General features: G+C 59.7%; 15 protein-coding genes and 3 tRNA genes. 15 read left to right on the forward strand and 3 right to left on the reverse strand.

Annotation, left to right across the window (positions count from 1 at the left end):
* Nucleotides 1-48 precede the first annotated feature (48 nt).
* The 14 genes from AC4ANE_RS09500 to AC4ANE_RS09565 all read left to right on the forward strand — a co-directional run bounded on the left by AC4ANE_RS09500 (nt 49) and on the right by AC4ANE_RS09565 (nt 13,552).
* Nucleotides 49-2,877 carry a motility hub landmark protein FimV gene (locus AC4ANE_RS09500; RefSeq protein ID WP_031594872.1) on the forward strand — a complete coding sequence of 943 codons (2,829 nt, stop codon included), beginning with the start codon at nt 49-51 and terminating at the stop codon, nt 2,875-2,877.
* 161 nt (nt 2,878-3,038) lie between these two features.
* Complete coding sequence (gene truA / locus AC4ANE_RS09505) at nt 3,039-3,863, forward strand: tRNA pseudouridine(38-40) synthase TruA (RefSeq protein ID WP_011168144.1); 825 nt, start codon at nt 3,039-3,041, stop codon at nt 3,861-3,863.
* Between the two features lie 61 nt (nt 3,864-3,924).
* Nucleotides 3,925-4,545: a phosphoribosylanthranilate isomerase gene (locus AC4ANE_RS09510; RefSeq protein WP_002552708.1), complete on the forward strand. Its 621-nt coding sequence runs from the start codon at nt 3,925-3,927 to the stop codon at nt 4,543-4,545.
* A gap of 249 nt (nt 4,546-4,794) precedes the next feature.
* Nucleotides 4,795-5,715 carry an acetyl-CoA carboxylase, carboxyltransferase subunit beta gene (accD, locus tag AC4ANE_RS09515; protein ID WP_002552709.1) on the forward strand — a complete coding sequence of 307 codons (921 nt, stop codon included), beginning with the start codon at nt 4,795-4,797 and terminating at the stop codon, nt 5,713-5,715.
* A complete protein-coding gene (gene folC, locus AC4ANE_RS09520; protein WP_031594873.1) occupies nt 5,712-7,016 on the forward strand; it encodes a bifunctional tetrahydrofolate synthase/dihydrofolate synthase in 1,305 nt (434 codons plus the stop codon). The genes accD and folC overlap by 4 nt, the downstream gene beginning before the upstream one ends.
* Entirely contained in the window at nt 7,000-7,665 is a 666-nt protein-coding gene (locus AC4ANE_RS09525) for an SPOR domain-containing protein (protein ID WP_002552711.1), read from the forward strand. The genes folC and AC4ANE_RS09525 overlap by 17 nt, the downstream gene beginning before the upstream one ends.
* Nucleotides 7,666-7,783: 118 nt before the next feature.
* The gene (locus tag AC4ANE_RS09530) at nt 7,784-8,371 is read left to right on the forward strand and encodes a CvpA family protein (protein ID WP_002552712.1); all 588 of its coding nucleotides are present in this window, start codon (nt 7,784-7,786) and stop codon (nt 8,369-8,371) included.
* A gap of 12 nt (nt 8,372-8,383) precedes the next feature.
* Nucleotides 8,384-9,892: an amidophosphoribosyltransferase gene (gene purF / locus AC4ANE_RS09535; RefSeq protein ID WP_004657889.1), complete on the forward strand. Its 1,509-nt coding sequence runs from the start codon at nt 8,384-8,386 to the stop codon at nt 9,890-9,892.
* 21 nt (nt 9,893-9,913) lie between these two features.
* A complete protein-coding gene (locus AC4ANE_RS09540; RefSeq protein ID WP_002552714.1) occupies nt 9,914-11,125 on the forward strand; it encodes an O-succinylhomoserine sulfhydrylase in 1,212 nt (403 codons plus the stop codon).
* 50 nt (nt 11,126-11,175) lie between these two features.
* On the forward strand, nt 11,176-11,940 hold the full coding sequence (locus AC4ANE_RS09545) for an SDR family oxidoreductase (RefSeq protein ID WP_161796185.1): 765 nt from the start codon (nt 11,176-11,178) through the stop codon (nt 11,938-11,940).
* Between the two features lie 149 nt (nt 11,941-12,089).
* A tRNA-Val gene (locus AC4ANE_RS09550) sits at nt 12,090-12,165 on the forward strand.
* A 66-nt stretch (nt 12,166-12,231) separates the two neighbouring features.
* A tRNA-Asp gene (locus tag AC4ANE_RS09555) sits at nt 12,232-12,308 on the forward strand.
* Between the two features lie 115 nt (nt 12,309-12,423).
* Nucleotides 12,424-12,500, forward strand: a tRNA-Asp gene (locus AC4ANE_RS09560).
* Between the two features lie 233 nt (nt 12,501-12,733).
* Complete coding sequence (locus AC4ANE_RS09565) at nt 12,734-13,552, forward strand: DUF2242 domain-containing protein (RefSeq protein ID WP_002552716.1); 819 nt, start codon at nt 12,734-12,736, stop codon at nt 13,550-13,552.
* A 158-nt stretch (nt 13,553-13,710) separates the two neighbouring features.
* On the opposite strand, the gene ilvA is transcribed toward AC4ANE_RS09565, so the two are convergent.
* Nucleotides 13,711-15,246 carry a threonine ammonia-lyase, biosynthetic gene (gene ilvA / locus AC4ANE_RS09570; protein WP_080900718.1) on the reverse strand — a complete coding sequence of 512 codons (1,536 nt, stop codon included), beginning with the start codon at nt 15,244-15,246 and terminating at the stop codon, nt 13,711-13,713.
* 121 nt (nt 15,247-15,367) lie between these two features.
* Between ilvA and AC4ANE_RS09575 the strand changes: the two genes are divergently transcribed.
* Nucleotides 15,368-15,787, forward strand: a complete 420-nt coding sequence (locus AC4ANE_RS09575; protein WP_010208991.1) for a hypothetical protein — start codon at nt 15,368-15,370, stop codon at nt 15,785-15,787.
* Nucleotides 15,788-15,793: 6 nt separating this feature from the next.
* On the opposite strand, the gene AC4ANE_RS09580 is transcribed toward AC4ANE_RS09575, so the two are convergent.
* The gene (locus tag AC4ANE_RS09580) at nt 15,794-16,834 is read right to left on the reverse strand and encodes an AraC family transcriptional regulator (protein WP_002552717.1); all 1,041 of its coding nucleotides are present in this window, start codon (nt 16,832-16,834) and stop codon (nt 15,794-15,796) included.
* A 2-nt stretch (nt 16,835-16,836) separates the two neighbouring features.
* On the reverse strand, nt 16,837-17,970 hold the full coding sequence (locus tag AC4ANE_RS09585; protein ID WP_002552718.1) for a nitrilase-related carbon-nitrogen hydrolase: 1,134 nt from the start codon (nt 17,968-17,970) through the stop codon (nt 16,837-16,839).
* Nucleotides 17,971-18,170 lie beyond the last annotated feature (200 nt).

Raw genomic sequence — 18,170 nt, forward strand, 5'->3', positions numbered from 1 at the left:
AGGACTACCTCCCCGGATCTCGGGGAATCTTTAAACAAGGGATGGGCTATGGTTCAGGTTCGTAAACTGGTATTAGCAATCGCTGCGGCTTCAGCGCTGTCATCGGGTATGGCGCAGGCGCTGGGGCTCGGGGAATTGTCGGTCAAGTCGACCCTGAATCAGCCCCTGGTAGCGGAAATAGAGTTGACTGAGGCGCAGGGGCTTAACGCAACGCAAGTTGTGCCGAGCCTGGCGACCACTGCTGACTTCGCTCAGGCGGGCGTTACCCGTCAGGCATTTCTCAACGATCTCACTTTTACCCCGGTTATCAACGCCAGCGGTAAAAGTGTCCTGCGCATTACTTCCAGCAAGCCGGTGCGCGAGCCTTACGTGAAGTTCCTGGTTCAGGTGCTCTGGCCAAATGGCCGGTTGCTGCGTGAATACAGCCTTCTGCTCGATCCACCGAAGTTTTCTCCAGAGGCCGCCGCTGCGGCCGCCGCCCCGGCACCAGCTGCTGCTCCTGCCGCACCCGCGCAACTGGCGACAGTCGCGCCGTCGACAGAGGCTGCGGCACCCGAGGCTCCAGCACCTGCCGCCAGTGCGCCGGTATTGCCGCCGCCAGCCGCGGACAAACAGGCACAATATGTCACCGCCAATAACGATACGTTGTGGGAAATTGCCGCGAAGGTACGTACTGGCGGCACTGTCCAGCAAACCATGCTGGCCATTCAGGCGTTGAACCCGGAAGCCTTCATCGGCGGCAACATCAACCGCTTGAAGAAGGGGCAGGTGCTGCGCCTTCCGACTCCGCAGCAAACCACCGCGTTGCCACAACCGCAGGCAGTTGCAGAAGTTTCCCGGCAGTACAGCGCCTGGCGTGAAGGCCGTCGCCTGCCTGCCGGCACGCGCCAGGTCGATGCCACCCGCCGTGATCGCGCTGGCGCTGCTCCTTCAAAGGTCGATACCTCCGACAACCTGAGCCTGGTTTCGGCAAGCGGCAAGCCTGCGGCAAAAGGTGCAGCGGGTGACAGTGATCTTGGCAACAAGCTGGCGGTGGCTCAGGAAGCTCTGGACACCACGCGCCGTGACAATGCCGAGCTGAAAAGCCGCATGAACGACCTGCAAAGCCAGCTCGACAAGCTACAGCGACTGATTGAGCTGAAAAACGGTCAGTTGGCCAAAATGCAGGCCGCCGGTGCAGCTGTGCCTCCGGCTGCTGCCACCCCGGAAGCCACCACGCCTGCCAATGCGGCAGTGCCTGCTTCGCTGGTCGATGCCAATGGAGCTCCGGTCAAACCGGCTGGGGAGATTGCTCCTGAGGATGCATTGCCGGCAGGTGCCGCCGAGGTTGCGACTCCTGCAGCCGATCAGCCGCTGGCTGTGGAGCCGGTGGCTGCAGCCGAAGATGAAGACGTGCTGCAGAAAATCCTCAACAACCCGGTACTGCTTGGCCTGATCGGCGGTGCCGTATTGTTGATTCTGGCCTTGTTGCTGTTGTTCCTGGCGCGTCGTCGCGCTGCGAAGGCCGAAGCCGAGAAGCACAAGCGTATGGCGCGTGCTCTGGCTGAGGAGTCGGATTTTGTTTCAGACATGGACATGAATGCACCGCCAGCCAGCTTCGATGGCCTGGACGTGCCACCACCGAACGTTCGCATGGGGGCTGCTGGTGCCGCCGCTGCCACCGCCGCTCGCGAACGTCCTGCCGATCCGCTGCTTCAGGCCGAGATCCATATTGCTTACGGGCGCATGAATCAGGCTGTCGAACTGCTTGAAGAAGCAGTGAAGGAAGATCCGAAGCGCGATGATATTCGCCTCAAGCTGATGGAAATCTACGCCGAGCAGGGTAATAACAAAGCTTACGCCGCCCACGAACGCAAACTGGTGGCAGCGGGAAAGCGTGAAGCTGAGGTCGAGCAGCAGGAAGAACTTAACTCGACCCTGAAGCCGGTAGCGCCTGTTGCTGCGCCAGCGGTTTCTGAATCTGCTACTGCGTCGGCTGCTCCGGCAGTGGCCGCGGCGGCAGCTGCCAGTGCTGCTGCGCTGGTTGCAGAGCTTGACGCCAAGTATGTTGAAGAGCTGTTGGCCGATGATTCGGCAGAGCAAGAGGTTGAACCTGAGCCTGAAGTCGCTGTAACAGCAGATCCCGAGCCCGCACCTGAAGTGGTTACGCCGCTGGCCGCTGAACCTGCTGAAGAAGCGGACCCGTTCGATCACGATTTTGACTTGAGCCTGGATGAATTCGAAGAAGCGCCCACGCCTGAAGTCACCACTGTGAACGAGCTTGACGACCTGATGCTGGATGAGCCGAAGGTGCAGGCAGCAGCGGATGACGAGGAGCTGAGCTTCGAGTCGATCATGCAGCAACAGGAAGAGGTCCGTGCGGCGACTACGCCGGAAGACCTTGCCGACTTCGATCTGGACCTGTCCGAAGAAGATCCGGCGCTCAAGAACGAGGATGACTTCCTGCTCGGCCTTGGCAATGATCCACTTGATCTGGGTGAAACGCCGTCTGTGCCGCCTGTCAGTGATGACCTTGAGCTTCCGGAAGACTTTGATCTGTCGCTGGCGGACGAGATTGAAACCGATCAGGCCAGCCAGGCATTCGCGACCGAAATCGACGACGTCAATGCCGAGCTGGACCGCCTTTCACAGAATCTCGAGCATCCGCCGCTTGATGAACCAAGGTTCACGGCCGAAGATGCCGCGGCACTGGATGACGAACCGGACTTCGACTTCATGGCCGGCACTGACGAAGCCGCGACCAAGCTTGATCTGGCGCGCGCCTATATCGACATGGGCGATGCAGACGGTGCCCGGGATATTCTTGACGAAGTGGTCACCGAGGGCGATGACGGACAGAAAAGCGAAGCGCGGGAGATGCTTTCGCGGCTGGCCTGATCCCCCTAAGGCAACAACCTGCAAACGGCCGCTTATGCGGCCGTTTGCATTTCAATCGCCCGGCTTGGTAGCGTGTTTTTCTTGCGGCCGTATAATGACCGACTTTTTGCGAACCGACAGGCTGTACCACTTTGGCGAACATAGACAACCCGGCAGCCGAAATGGCTGCCGAGGGTTTTTCCCGAATCGCGCTGGGCGTTGAATACAAGGGCTCGCGCTATTGCGGCTGGCAACGTCAGGCATCCGGTGTGCTGACCGTGCAGGAAACTCTTGAAGACGCTTTGTCAAAAGTGGCTGCATCACCGGTATCACTGATGTGTGCCGGCCGCACAGATGCTGGCGTGCATGCCTGCGGGCAGGTGGTGCATTTCGATACGCAGGCCGAGCGCACCATGAAGGCCTGGGTCATGGGCGCAAATATCAATCTGCCCCATGACGTCAGCGTAACCTGGGCCCGGGTCATGCCCGCTACGTTTCATGCCCGCTTCAAGGCCATTGCCCGTCGTTATCGCTACGTGATCTACAACGATCAGATTCGCCCGGCGCACCTGAATCAGGAAATTACCTGGAATCATCGCCCACTTGATGTAGAGCGGATGGCACTGGCAGCCGAGTATCTGGTCGGTACTCACGACTTCAGCGCTTTCCGCGCCGGCCAGTGTCAGGCCAAGTCGCCAGTCAAGCAGTTGCACCACCTGCGCGTGACGCGTCACGGCAAGATGATCGTGATCGACGTGCGCGCCAATGCCTTCCTGCACCATATGGTGCGCAACATCGCCGGTGTTCTGATGACCATCGGCACTGGCGAACGTCCGGTCGAATGGGCGCGGGACGTGCTGGAAAGCCGGGTTCGGCGTACCGGTGGTGTGACAGCCCATCCTTATGGTCTGTACCTCGTGCAGGTCGAGTACCGTGATGAATTTCCGCTGCCCGAGCGTTTTGTAGGTCCGCATTTTCTTACGGGCTTTGCAGAACTGGACGGCTGACGACCCGAGCAGCATTTGCTAACATCCGGGACTTTCCGAAAGGTCTGAGGTTGCTCACTATATGTCAGCCGTTCGCAGCAAGATCTGCGGGATTACCCGCATAGAGGATGCTCTGGCTGCAGCCGAGGCAGGAGCCGATGCAATTGGCCTGGTGTTCTACCCGAAAAGTCCGCGTGCAGTAACAGTGCTGCAGGCTCGCGCTATCATTGCCGCGTTGCCGCCGTTCATTACCACTGTCGGCCTGTTCGTCAACGCCAGCCGCTGCGAACTCAACGAGACGCTGGATGCGGTTGCGCTGGACATGCTGCAGTTTCATGGCGATGAAACACCTGATGAATGCGATGGTTATCATCGCCCCTACATCAAGGCTTTGCGGGTCAAGGCGGGTGATAACATCGCTCAGGTTTGCCGTACCTATCGCAATGCGCGAGGCGTGCTGCTCGACACCTATGTAGAGGGTGTTCCTGGCGGCACCGGAGAAACCTTCGATTGGGCGCTGATTCCGGACGATCTGGATAAACCGGTCATTCTGGCGGGCGGGCTGACGTCGGCGAATGTGGCGCAGGCCATTGCCCAGGTTCGGCCCTACGCCGTGGATGTCAGCGGCGGTGTCGAAAAGAGCAGGGGCATCAAGGATCGGGAAAAGATCCTTGCGTTCATGAGTGCGGTGCATGGCACCTGATGTGACGGTTGCCGGTCGGCCGCCGTCCATAAGCCTGTCCCTGCCACGAGGCATGCGGGTCGAATCAAGTAAGCGGTGGTGCCAGAGTGCAACGCCGTCGTTGTGAAAAATCGGGGTGAGGGATGTGCAGGTCTGGCTTGGGTCGATCGCTATCCTTCATCATCGTCCATACACGAATTTATCCGAGGGCATGCGACTGGCGCGTGATCGCCAGCCGTTCGAGCCACACCGGTACTGGAGATATAAAGCATGAGCAACTGGTTGGTAGACAAACTGATCCCATCGATCATGCGTTCCGAGGTCAAAAAGAGCTCGGTTCCCGAAGGCCTCTGGCACAAATGCCCGTCCTGCGAGGCGGTTCTGTATCGCCCGGAGCTGGAAAAGACCCTGGACGTCTGCCCCAAGTGCAACCACCACATGCGTATCGGTGCGCGCGCACGCCTGAATATTTTTCTGGATGTTGAAGGCCGCGAAGAGCTGGGTGCCGATCTTGAGCCGGTCGACCGTCTGAAATTCCGTGACGGCAAGAAATACAAGGACCGCCTGACCGCTGCGCAGAAGCAGACCGGTGAAATGGATGCGCTGATTTCCATGAGCGGCACCCTGCTGGGCATGCCGGTGGTGGCGTCAGCATTCGAGTTCTCGTTCATGGGCGGTTCTATGGGCGCCATCGTCGGCGAGCGTTTCGTGCGCGCCGCCAACTACGCCCTGGAAAATCGTTGCCCGATGATCTGCTTCGCCGCTTCCGGCGGTGCGCGCATGCAGGAAGCACTGATCTCGCTGATGCAGATGGCCAAGACCTCGGCCGTTCTGGCACGTCTTCGCGAAGAAGGCCTGCCCTTTATCTCGGTGTTGACGGACCCGGTCTACGGCGGCGTTTCCGCCAGTCTGGCCATGCTGGGCGATGTCATCGTTGCCGAGCCCAAGGCGCTGATCGGTTTCGCCGGTCCTCGCGTGATCGAGCAAACCGTTCGCGAGAAGCTGCCAGAGGGCTTCCAGCGTAGCGAGTTCCTGCTGGATCACGGTGCTATCGACATGATCATCTCGCGTAGCGAGCTTCGTCCGCGTCTGGGTAACCTGCTGGCGCAGATGATGAACCTGCCGACGCCTCGTTTTGTAGCGCCGGTCATCGAGCCTATCGTCGTTCCACCGGCACCGGCCACGATATGACCTCTACATCCCTGAGCGACTGGCTCGCTTACCTGGAGCAACTGCATCCATCCGCCATCGACATGGGGCTGGATCGTTCTCGGCAGGTAGCGCAGCAGTTGGGGCTGACGCGTCCGGCTCCCAGGGTGATTACGGTGACCGGCACCAACGGCAAGGGATCAACCTGCGCCTTTGTCGCTGCCTTGTTGCAGGCTCAGGGCTTGAAAGTCGGTGTCTACAGCTCCCCACATTTGATTCGCTATAACGAGCGGGTGAAAGTGCAGGGTGTCGAGGCAACCGACCTGGAGTTATGCGATGCGTTCGCGGCGGTTGAAGCGGCGCGTGGTGATGTAACCCTGACTTATTTCGAAATGGGCACGCTGGCGGCATTCTGGCTGTTCGAACAGGCCCGGCTGGATGCGGTCGTTCTGGAGGTCGGTCTGGGTGGTCGCCTGGATGCGGTAAATCTTGTTGATGCGGATTTCGCGCTGGTCACCAGTATCGGTGTTGATCACGCCGAGTATCTGGGTAACACCCGTGAGTCGGTCGCCTTCGAAAAGGCCGGAATCTTTCGTGCCGGTTGCCCAGCGTTGTGCGGCGATCCAGAACCACCCGAGCCGCTGCTGGCCAAGGCTCGTGAGTTGGGTTGCCCGCTGCTGATGCGTGGTCGTGATTTCGACCTCTCGATAGGCAAGGACAGTTGGGACTGGCGTGGTGTTGCTCACGGCGAACAGGTCGAACTGCGCGGTCTGCCACTGCTGGACCTGCCTATGCAGAACGCAGCGTTGGCACTTCAGGCGTTTGCCTTGCTGGGGTACCCGCTGCAAACGGATGCAGTAGGGCGGGTTCTGGCGCAGACCCGGCTCGCCGGTCGTCTTGATCGCAGAACTGTCAGCTGGCAAGGCAAGCGGCTCAATCTGCTTCTCGATGTGGGTCACAACCCCCATGCGGCGCAATTTCTGGAGCAATGCCTTGCGCGCCAGCCGGTTGTCGGCAAGCGTCGCGCCGTATTTGGCCTGTTGAACGACAAGGACCTCGAGGGTGTGGTCGCGCATCTGGTGCCGGTCATCGATGAGTGGGCCGTTGCGCCGCTTCCTACCTCGCGCAGCCGACCGGCAGAAGAGTTGCATTCGGCCTTGCAGAACCTTGGCGCCTGCGTGACGTCCTATCAGAGTGTTGCGTTGGCGCTGGAAGCTCAGTGCGCGCACGCCACGCCCGATGACGAGATTCTGCTGTTCGGATCATTTTACTGTGTTGCCGAGGCCCTGGAATGGGTGGCCCGGTACACCGATGAGGACGCTGCAAATGGCTTTGCTGGATAACGTATTCAAGCAGCGAATGGTTGGAGCACTGGTGCTGATCGCTGTGGCGGTCATCTTCTTGCCCATGCTCTTCACGCGGGAAGATGAAACGCGTCAGGTGCAGGTCGATGCACCGTCCGCACCCCAGGCACCTGCGGCTTCGCAGATCCGGGTCGACCCGGTGCCTGTTCCGGAGCCTCAGGCCCTGCCTCAGGAGCCTGTGCCCAACGACGATGACATGAGCAGCAGCCAGCCGCCTTCCATGCCGATCGCACCTGCCCCAAGTACTCCGGCTGCACCCCCGGTTGCCAGCGCCCCGGCCCCGAAGCCTGCTGCCAAGCCGGCACCTGCGCCTGCTCTGGCCCCGGCCCCGGCAGCCCCTGCGGCACCCGCCAAGCCAGCAGCACCTGCTGGCGTCGATGCCAACGGGCTGTCGATCAGCTGGTCGGTTCAACTGGCAAGCATGTCCAACCGTGCCAACGCCGATAACCTGCAAAAGACCCTGCGAACTCAAGGTTACAACGCTTACATTCGCACTGCCGATGGCGTTAATCGGGTATTTGTCGGCCCGCTTATCGAGCGTGCCGAAGCTGATCGTCTGCGCGATCAGCTCGACAAACAGCAAAAGCTCAAAGGTATTGTGGTGCGCTTTCAGCCTGAGCGGGGCTGACCGTTCGGCACCTCGTGCCCTTGCGTTAAAGGAAAATGCCTCGCGCCGGTAATCGCTGCTTACCGGCAGGCGGGCGCTCTGCTAAAATGCGCCGCCTTATCCGTCTGCAGGCTGCAACGTGCCATTTACTCCGGTTGACTGGGCAATTCTGGGAATTGTCGCCATCTCCGCCCTGATCAGTCTGAAGCGCGGCTTCGTAAAAGAAGCACTGTCGTTGACGACGTGGATCATTGCAGGCGTTGTGGCCTGGATGTTTGGCGCGGGGCTGTCGCAGTATCTGGTCAATTACATAGAAACACCTTCGGCCCGCGTGATTGCGAGCTGCACCATTCTTTTTGTCGCCACCTTGCTGGTAGGCGCCATGGTCAACTTTCTGATAGGCGAGCTGATTCGCGTCACCGGGCTTTCCGGGACCGATCGTTTTCTCGGCATGGTCTTCGGCGCAGCGCGCGGAGGCCTGCTTGTCGTTGTAGCGGTAGGGCTGTTGAGCCTGGGGCCGGTGCAACAGGATCAATGGTGGCAGCAGTCCAGGCTGGTGCCGCAATTTCTCATGGTCGCTGACTGGTCGAAAAACCTGATTCTAGGGATGTCCAGCAAGTGGCTCGCCAGCGGCATCAGCGTACCCGCTGATCTGCCGTTCAAGGAACAGATCCTGCCGTCTACAATGCCGCAGGATGTGCTCGGTAAATCCAGTTCCACTAAGTAGGGGTTGTGTCGCATGTGTGGCATCGTCGGTATCGTCGGCAAGTCGAACGTCAATCAGGCGCTGTATGACGCGCTTACCGTCCTCCAGCACCGCGGCCAGGACGCTGCCGGTATCGTAACCAGCCACGATGGCCGGTTATTCCTGCGCAAGGACAACGGATTGGTGCGTGATGTGTTTCATCAACGCCATATGCAGCGCTTGGTCGGGCATATGGGCATTGGTCATGTGCGCTATCCAACGGCGGGCAGCTCGACGTCTGCAGAGGCCCAGCCGTTCTACGTCAACTCGCCTTATGGCATCACGTTGGCGCACAACGGCAACCTCACCAACGTCGAACAACTGGCCAAGGAGATTTACGAATCCGACCTGCGCCATGTGAACACCAATTCCGATTCGGAAGTGCTGCTCAACGTTTTCGCCCATGAGCTGGCCGTGCGTGGCAAGTTGCAGCCGACCGAAGAGGATATCTTCGCCGCAGTGACCGACGTGCATAATCGCTGCCGTGGCGGCTATGCGGTCGTGGCAATGATCACCGGCTACGGCATTGTCGGCTTCCGTGACCCGGACGCCATTCGTCCTATCGTGTTTGGCCAGCGTCATACCGACGAAGGCGTCGAATACATGATCGCGTCGGAAAGCGTGTCGCTGGACGTGCTCGGCTTTACCCTGATTCGCGACCTGGCACCGGGCGAAGCGGTCTACATCACTGAAGATGGCAAGCTGCATACCCGTCAGTGTGCGGCCAACCCCAAGTATGCGCCGTGCATCTTCGAACACGTTTATCTGGCACGTCCTGACTCGATCATCGACGGCATTTCGGTCTACAAGGCGCGTTTGCGCATGGGCGAGAAGCTGGCCGACAAGATCCTGCGCGAGCGTCCGGATCACGATATCGATGTGGTCATCCCGATTCCGGACACCAGCCGTACCGCTGCGCTGGAGCTGGCCAATCATCTGGGCGTCAAGTTCCGCGAAGGTTTCGTCAAGAACCGCTACATCGGCCGGACCTTCATCATGCCGGGCCAGGCTGCGCGCAAGAAATCCGTACGCCAGAAGCTCAACGCCATCGAGCTGGAGTTCCGTGGCAAGAACGTGATGCTGGTGGATGACTCCATCGTGCGCGGCACGACCTGCAAGCAGATCATCCAGATGGCCCGTGAAGCCGGTGCCAAGAATGTCTACTTCTGTTCGGCGGCCCCGGCCGTGCGCTACCCGAACGTCTACGGTATCGACATGCCGAGTGCTCACGAGCTGATCGCCCACAACCGTTCCACTCAGGACGTTGCCGACCTTATCGGTGCCGACTGGCTGGTTTATCAGGATCTGAATGACCTGATCGAAGCGGTCAGTGGCAGCAAGAAGATCAAGATCGACAACTTCGACTGCTCGGTTTTCGATGGCAAGTACGTGACCGGTGACATCGACGAGCATTATCTGAACAGGATCGAGAGCGCGCGTAACGACGCCTCCAAGATCAAGACTCAGGCCGTGAGCGCGATCATCGATCTGTACAACAACTAAATTGGACAAGGAGTGGGCGGCATGACTCAGGAATGGGATGCAGGTCGGCTGGATAGCGACCTTGAAGGTGTGGGTTTCGATACCCTTGCCGTACGTGCCGGGCAACACCGCACCCCGGAAGGTGAGCATGGCGATCCCATGTTCTTTACCTCCAGCTATGTCTTTCGCACGGCTGCCGATGCGGCCGCGCGTTTTGCTGGCGAGGTGCCCGGCAACGTCTACTCGCGTTATACCAACCCGACCGTGCGCTCTTTTGAAGAGCGCATCGCCGCGCTGGAAGGTGCCGAACAGGCCGTCGCTACGGCCACCGGCATGGCGGCGACCCTGGCGGTCGTGATGAGCCTGTGCAGTGCCGGTGATCATGTGCTGGTGTCGCGCAGCGTCTTTGGCTCGACCATCAGCCTGTTCGACAAGTACTTCAAACGCTTTGGCATTGAGGTGGATTACGTTCCGCTCGCAGAGCTGAGTGGCTGGGACGCGGCCATCAAGCCCAACACCAAAATGCTGTTTGTCGAGTCGCCGTCCAATCCATTGGCCGAGCTGGTGGACATCGCTGCATTGGCTGAAATCGCTCACGCCAAGGGTGCGATGCTGATCGTCGACAACTGTTTCTGCACGCCGGCCTTGCAGCAGCCGCTGTTGCTGGGTGCTGATATTGTCGTGCATTCGGCTACCAAGTTCATCGACGGCCAGGGTCGTTGCATGGGCGGTGTGGTTGCCGGCCGCAGCGAGCAGATGAAGGAAGTGGTGGGTTTCCTGCGCACCGCCGGGCCGACACTCAGCCCGTTCAACGCGTGGATCTTCCTCAAGGGCCTGGAAACCCTGAACCTGCGGATGCGCGCTCATTGTGCCAATGCCCAGGCGCTGGCCGAGTGGCTCGAGCAGCAGGACGGTATCGAAAAGGTCCACTACGCCGGACTCAAGAGTCATCCGCAGCATGAGCTGGCGCAGCGTCAGCAAAAGGGTTTTGGCGCGGTGGTAAGTTTCGAAGTCAAGGGTGGCAAGGATGGCGCATGGCGCTTCATCGATGCCACGCGGCTGATTTCGATCACCGCCAACCTGGGCGACAGCAAAACCACGATCACTCACCCGAGCACTACGTCTCATGGTCGTTTGGCACCTCAGGAGCGTGAGGCAGCGGGTATTCGGGACAGCCTGATACGGGTTGCAGTGGGCCTGGAAGATGTGACGGACCTGCAAGCCGACCTGGCTCGTGGTCTGGCGGCATTGTGAACGACAAGTCCGGTAACAAAAACAGTGGCGAGACGGGCGAAGAGTGGGCGTTGAAATTTGCCAGCACCCACAACGGCCGTGTTGCTCTGGTGACAGGTGCCGCGCGCGGCATCGGGCTGGGTATCGCGGCGTGGCTGATTGCCGAGGGCTGGCAAGTGGTGCTGACCGATCTGGATCGTGCGAGGGGCTTCAAAGTGGCGGGTGCACTGGGTGAAAATGCCCTGTTCATTGCCATGGACGTTGCCAGTGAAGAGCAGGTCGCGGCAGGTGTGGCCGAGGTGCTCAGGCAGTTTGGCCGTCTCGATGCGCTGGTGTGCAACGCCGCGATTGCCGATCCGCACAACACTACGCTGGAAAGCCTTGAGCTGTCGCACTGGAACCGTGTACTGGCAGTCAACCTCGGCGGTCCGATGCTGCTCGCAAAGCATTGCGCGCCTTACCTGCGTGCGCACTGTGGCAGCATCGTCAACCTTACCTCTACTCGCTCCCGCCAGTCCGAGGCCGATACCGAAGCTTATGCGGCCAGCAAGGGCGGCCTGATGGCGCTGACGCACGCGCTGGCAATCAGTCTGGGGCCGGAGATACGTGTAAACGCCGTCAGTCCCGGCTGGATTGATGCGCGCGACCCCTCGTTGCGCAAGGCCGAGCCGTTGTCCGAGACCGATCACGCCCAGCATCCTGCCGGCAGGGTAGGGACGGTAGAAGATGTGGCCGCGATGGTTGCGTGGTTGTTGTCCAGAAACGCCGGTTTTGTGACCGGGCAGGAATTTGTGGTCGACGGCGGCATGACGCGCAAGATGGTCTACGCCGAATAGTTTCGTGCAGTCTGCCAACATTGACTCTTTGTTGTGCTTTTGATGTGTGGTAGCGGTTTTGCGATTGAGCCTGTTTTTTAAAAAACTTCAATCAGGCTATTGACTTAGGTTCGTTAGGTGCGTAAATTTCGCGGCCTCAACGAAGCAAAGGGTGATTAGCTCAGCTGGGAGAGCAGCTGCCTTACAAGCAGCGGGTCGGCGGTTCGATCCCGTCATCACCCACCATCGTTGAGTTTGAAAGCTGAAGTACGAGGGCTTTCAAAGTATCAAAAGGACGCAAGTCCACAATGCGCAGCGGTAGTTCAGTCGGTTAGAATACCGGCCTGTCACGCCGGGGGTCGCGGGTTCGAGTCCCGTCCGCTGCGCCATATTTGTACAGATCGGGTTCGCCGGGTCTGCGATTGAAAAGCCCAGGGGTATCTCAGTCACAAGTACAGGAAGCAAACTACCGAAGGTTTGTTTCAAAGAGGTTTACAGCGATACGCAGCGGTAGTTCAGTCGGTTAGAATACCGGCCTGTCACGCCGGGGGTCGCGGGTTCGAGTCCCGTCCGCTGCGCCATACACCGTTTCAAGGCCCTTGAACTCCTTGAAGCAAACACGAAAGCGACCCTAGGGTCGCTTTTTTGTTGTCTGCGTTTTGTCCTTAGGCGAGTAGGGTGGTTGGCCTGAACACGTGTTGTATCCAAATCCTTTTGATCTGTACGTTGATCCAGCGTCGGCCTTGTTGCAGACTTACCGCCATTTCCCAGTTCGCAGTCTTGCTGGCAGTCTTTTCCTTCCTCAGGATTTTCGATGTTTAAGCTACTGAACGTTCGTACCGCATTCTGGATCTCTGCCGTGTTGATGGCAGCTGGTTGTTCATCGCCGAAGCAGGCGGTTTATGACCACGAACATTTCGATGACGCCGGGACCTTCTCCCGTAGTTATCCCGCCACCGACCTGGCTTATTGCGAAGCGGGGCGGCGTGCCTTGTTGAGCCAGGGCTATATCATCACCAGCAGCGACCCGAAGATGATTGCCGGTCGCAAGAGCTTTCAACAGACCGGCGATGCGCATATTGAAATCAGCTTCAATCTGGTGTGCGCCGCTGATGCGAAGGACGGCAGTTCCACCATGTTCGCCAACGCTCTGCAGGACCGCTATGCGCTGAAGAAGACCAACAACTCGGCCAGCCTCGGGGTTGGAGTGCTGGGTTCCGTCTCGATGCCGATAGGCTCCACTGATGACTCGATGGTCAAGGTGGCCAGTGAAACCGTGTCATCGGCGAAGTTCTACGAGCGCTTTTTCGGTCTGGTGGAAAACTTCCTGCCACCGGAAGTGAAAAAGGCTGCGCATATTGTCGAGAAGCCCAAGGCAGATCTGGGTGTTCCTGATGTAGCCCCTGCTGCAGCCGAGCCGGCCAAGGCGGCCGAACCCGCCAAACTGGCTCCAGCAGCAACGGAGTCGCCCGCCAAGGCCGAACCCGCTGCCGAATCAGCCACGCCGCCCGCGGCAAGCGAACCACTGCCAGCGCCAGCCGAGCCTGCATCGTTCAAGGCGGAAACGGTCGACACACCGGCAGCCGAGCCAGCAGACAGCGCCAAGCCAGCCGAGGCTGAGCCCGCTCAATAACGGCTGTCGTGATCATGCACGGCGGACGCAGAGCGTCCAGAACTGCATCCCCACGCAGAGCTTGGGGACGATAATCAAGGTGTCCAGAGAACCTCTATCGTGCCCATGCTCCGCGTGGGTATGCCGGTCCGCATGAGGAACGAGAGGTATCCACGTCCTCAGCCCAGAAACAACCGATACGCCGGGTTCTCGCTCTCGTCCCAATACGGGTAACCAATCTCGTCCAGCGCTGCGCCCACCAGGTGCCGCTCTTCCTCCGGCACTATCAGGCCAGCGACCACTCGGCCGTCTGCTGCGCCGTGGTTGCGGTAATGGAACATCGAGATGGTCCAGCGTCCGCCCAGGCGGTTGAGGAAGTTGAACAGCGCGCCGGGGCGCTCCGGGAATTCGAAACGCAGTACCACTTCGTCGTCGACGCGCTCGGCATGCCCGCCGACCATGTGGCGGATGTGCAGTTTGGCCAGTTCGTTGTCGGTCAGGTCCAGCACCGGGAAGCCCTGGCCGGTCAGGCTGGCGATCAGGGCGCTGCGTGGGTCGTTCTCGGGATGGGTCTGCACGCCGACGAAGATGTGCGCCTCGCGATCAGTGTGATAGCGGTAGTTGAATTCGGTGATCTGCCGCTTGCCGATGGCCTCGCAGAACGCCTTGAAGCTGCCCGGTTGTTCAGGAATCGTCACGGCAATGATCGCCTCGCGACCTTCGCCCAGCTCTGCACGTTCGGCCACGTGACGCAAACGGTCGAAGTTGACGTTGGCTCCGGAGTCGATGGCCACTAGTGTCTGACCGCTGATGCCGCGCTGCTCGACATATTTCTTGATCCCGGCAACACCCAGCGCGCCCGCAGGCTCGGTGATCGAGCGGGTGTCGTCGTAGATGTCCTTGATCGCCGCGCAGATTTCATCGGTGCTGACGGTGATCACCTCATCGACATAATGACGGCACACTTCAAAGGTGTAATGGCCGATTTGCGCCACCGCCACACCATCGGCAAATAGCCCGACCTGGCTCAGCACCACGCGCTCCCCGGCGGCCATCGCCGCTTGCAGGCAGTTGGAGTCGTCCGGCTCGACGCCGATCACCTTGATCTCCGGGCGCAGGTATTTCACATACGCTGCGATACCGGCGATCAGACCGCCGCCCCCGACCGGAACAAAGATCGCATCCAGCTGCCCCGGCTGCTGACGAAGAATCTCCATCGCCACGGTGCCTTGCCCGGCAATCGTATCGGGGTCGTCATACGGGTGGATGTAGACGAAACCCTGTTCGTCGACCAGTTTCAGCGAATAGGCCAGCGCCTCGGGGAAGGAGTCGCCGTGCAGCACCACCGTGGCGCCCCGTGAGCGCACGCCTGCGACCTTGATTTCCGGGGTGGTGCGCGGCATGACGATAGTCGCCAGAATGCCCAGTTCACGCGCTGCCAGTGCCAGACCTTGCGCGTGGTTACCCGCCGAGGCCGTGACCACGCCGCGTGCGGCCTCTTCTGCGGTCAATTGCGCCAGCTTGTTGTACGCGCCGCGAATCTTGAAGGAGAACACCGGCTGCAGGTCTTCTCGTTTTAGCAGCACCTGATTGCCCAGCCGCTCGGACAGCTGGCGAGCGCCGTGCAGCGGGGTTTCGATAGCCACGTCATAAACACGGGAGGTGAGGATTTTGCGGGCGTAATGATTGAGCAGATCGTGCTGGCCTTGGCTCATCGCGTCGATCCCTCATACATGCGCAGGGCGGCAACAGATGGCAGACCGCTAATCAGGTTCAGGAAGGCGCGAAGGGCGATAGAGCGAGGGATAACGATCATGTCTGACTCCTGGTTCAATAATGTTGCCCAGGAGACAGAAGAAACCCGCCTCCAGGGCGGGTTTTTGCAAACGTCGGCTAACCCGCCATGACTGGAATGACGGTAATAATAATCTGGCCGAGGTTTTGCTTGATGAGGTTCATGGCCCTGAGGTTAGGTCGACACGGGCCTGCAAGTCAATAGTGCCTGGCTGGCCGCGTATCGAGAGACGTGCTGAATCGGCGACGATCTTTTTCGTCTGTTTGATAGGGATCAACATTTTTATTTCACATTGGCACTTTAATGTTGATCTTGCGGTCAGTTATTTCAGCTTTAATTATCACCCATACTCAATCAGCCAAGAGGGCGAAGAAATGGACGAATACCAGGAAGAACTGCTTGAATACCGTGCATCGGAGCTGGACCCGGTAGAGCCTGCCGACGACGCTACCGAGTTATGAAAGGCTTCATGCGCTTTGGCGCTGGCTGCGGCGGAACTCTCCTGGAGTCTGTGCGTTCCAGCGTTTGAAGGCGCGTTGAAAGGCTTCGGCAGAAGCGAACCCCAGCAGGTAGGCGATCTCCCCGAACGCCAGTTCAGTGTCGCGAATATAAGTCATCGCCAGATCACGCCGCGTGTCATTGAGTACGGCGCGAAAGCATGTGCCTTCCTCGGCCAGCTTGCGTCGCAGTGTCCAGGTCGGCAGCTTGAGCCTTGCCGCCACCTCTTCCAGATCCGGTTCCCTGCCACCGTTCAATAGCGGCCCAAGCAATTGAATAATGCGTTCACGCAAGCTGCGGGTACGGGTCTGTTGATCCAGTTCGCCTTCGCATAATTGCAGCAAATGCCGCCAGGTACTCGGGCAGTGGTCAGGGTTGCGTAATGCAAGACAGCTCTGATCCAGGCGCAGTTGATTGGTGGCTGCGGCAAATATCACCGGGCTGTCGCTCAGGCTGGCATATTGCGCGGCGTAGTCAGGCGCATCGAATTCGATCTCGACACGTTGTGCACGTAGTCTGGTGCCCGCCAGTGTTGAGAGCTGAGCCAGCCAGCCAGCCAAAATCGAGTCCACAACAAAGCGGTTGTAAGCGTTATAGGGGCTGATTGAATAGAAGCGCATCCAGGCGCCTTGCGCATCCTCGTGAAAGCTCGACTGACCGCGATAGTTGGAGGCATACAATGGCTCGAAACGGATCAGCGTGCGGGCGGCCTCGCGCACTGTGGGAGCCTGGGCGGCGGTCACGCCCGCCAGACCTGCATGCGCGAAACGACTGAGCTGGCCCATGTGCAAGCCGAGCCCGGGCTGGCCGGTAAGCTGTATGGCAGCATGCCCCAGGCGCATGTAGCGTGGGATAGACAGTCGCGCACGCGCCTGACTCAGGCGGGCGGGGTCCAGACCGTACTGCTCGAGCAGCGGATCAGGATTCTTGCCTAAGCGAGTGACCGCACCGGCCAGACTCTGGATGTAGCCCACCGACAGGTCACCAAGGCGCAGGGTCAAGGTCGGCATCGTCAAAGCCAGAGGTTGATCAGGCGGGCACCGCCAGCGGGGCCATTGTCAGACGACGGTTCGGCAATTGTCTGACCTGCGTGGCTGGCAAAACTTTGCCCGGCAACGCCCTGATTCCAGAATTGCCCGCGCATGAACACGCTGACCCCTGCCTGTGCACTGCTTTGCGCTGGACGGCCGATCAGGGTCAGGCGATGCCAGGCTTCGCCCTCGCTTGGATTGTCGGCTGCCATATCGATGCTTGAGTGCCGAGGCTTGCGCCACGGTTCGGACCAAGTGGCCTTGCCGATCACAAAAGCAGGCACCGCAATCAGCTGCGCACCGCTCTGATTCAAGCGTGCGTAATTGTCCGCGTACCAACTGTCGCTACCGATCAGCACGGCCAGACGCCCTGCGGGCGTGTCGAGCACATTCAATGGTGCGTCGCTCGCCGTGTGCACGTAGCGTTTCTGAAAACGGTCCGGGTACAGCTGACGCTGAGGCTGGCCGAGCGGCTGGCCATCGCTGCCGAATGTCAGGCTGCTGTTGTACAGGGCGCCTTTACCGACTTTCAACTGACCGTTTTCAACGCTTGGTTCCGGCAGCACAATCGAGCCTGCCACCAGTGTTATGCCGAACTCTTTGGCCAGACCGCCGAACAGTGCCTGATAGTCGCGTGCCATCGATCGTGCCTTGAGGCGCAGATGGGCGTCATCCAAACGGTCCTGGCCTTCGGCACTGAGCATCGCCGTGATGAATTGCAGCGGATTGCTCCAGGACAGCCAGTCCATCGCTTCATCGACTGTTGCTGCTTGATAAAGCTCATCCTTCTCGCCACTGGCGAACAGCCAGGTGCCGATATGCTCGGGGAGTACTACCACCGTTCTGTGGTTGATCAGCCCGTAATCGCGGGCCTGTTGCAGATAGGCGGCCAGCTTGCGGTGCAGTCGGTCAGTGTTCTGGTAGTCCGTGGGGAACAGCTCCGGCTCGATGCCCAGCATGTTTCCGCGTTCACCGGGCTCGCCTTCATTGATTGCCAGGCGAATGCGCAGATCGGACAGGTAGTGGCCCGCCGGACGTTGTCCGGTCCAGACTGCGTAGCTGACAAGGCTGGCTATGCTCAGCAGGATCAGACAGATGGCGAAGAGTTTGCGCATAAAAAGGCCGGCTGGCTGCCATCAGGGAATTGTCGACTAGGGTAGGACGACGTCAGTCGCTTGCCAAGTGCCGCTGCGCGTTTGGATCAATAACTTGTCACTTTCGGTCATTGAGTGTGGGGCTGGATGCGTCTTTACTGTTGCCCATGAGAGGACCCGCAGAGGTCCTTGTTTTCCCGTGATTGACTCGATGGAGCTTC

This window comes from Pseudomonas sp. Pme6b, from assembly GCF_058129925.1.

What these genes read in the sequence shown, in the direction of transcription:
- AC4ANE_RS09500 (WP_031594872.1), top strand. Translation starts at nt 49, where the DNA reads ATGGTTCAGGTTCGTAAACTGGTATTAGCAATCGCTGCGGCTTCAGCG.
- truA (WP_011168144.1), top strand. Translation starts at nt 3,039, where the DNA reads ATGGCTGCCGAGGGTTTTTCCCGAATCGCGCTGGGCGTTGAATACAAG.
- AC4ANE_RS09510 (WP_002552708.1), top strand. Translation starts at nt 3,925, where the DNA reads ATGTCAGCCGTTCGCAGCAAGATCTGCGGGATTACCCGCATAGAGGAT.
- accD (WP_002552709.1), top strand. Translation starts at nt 4,795, where the DNA reads ATGAGCAACTGGTTGGTAGACAAACTGATCCCATCGATCATGCGTTCC.
- folC (WP_031594873.1), top strand. Translation starts at nt 5,712, where the DNA reads ATGACCTCTACATCCCTGAGCGACTGGCTCGCTTACCTGGAGCAACTG.
- AC4ANE_RS09525 (WP_002552711.1), top strand. Translation starts at nt 7,000, where the DNA reads ATGGCTTTGCTGGATAACGTATTCAAGCAGCGAATGGTTGGAGCACTG.
- purF (WP_004657889.1), top strand. Translation starts at nt 8,384, where the DNA reads ATGTGTGGCATCGTCGGTATCGTCGGCAAGTCGAACGTCAATCAGGCG.
- AC4ANE_RS09540 (WP_002552714.1), top strand. Translation starts at nt 9,914, where the DNA reads ATGACTCAGGAATGGGATGCAGGTCGGCTGGATAGCGACCTTGAAGGT.
- AC4ANE_RS09565 (WP_002552716.1), top strand. Translation starts at nt 12,734, where the DNA reads ATGTTTAAGCTACTGAACGTTCGTACCGCATTCTGGATCTCTGCCGTG.
- ilvA (WP_080900718.1), bottom strand. Translation starts at nt 15,246, where the DNA reads ATGAGCCAAGGCCAGCACGATCTGCTCAATCATTACGCCCGCAAAATC.
- AC4ANE_RS09575 (WP_010208991.1), top strand. Translation starts at nt 15,368, where the DNA reads ATGTTGCCCAGGAGACAGAAGAAACCCGCCTCCAGGGCGGGTTTTTGC.
- AC4ANE_RS09580 (WP_002552717.1), bottom strand. Translation starts at nt 16,834, where the DNA reads ATGCCGACCTTGACCCTGCGCCTTGGTGACCTGTCGGTGGGCTACATC.
- AC4ANE_RS09585 (WP_002552718.1), bottom strand. Translation starts at nt 17,970, where the DNA reads ATGCGCAAACTCTTCGCCATCTGTCTGATCCTGCTGAGCATAGCCAGC.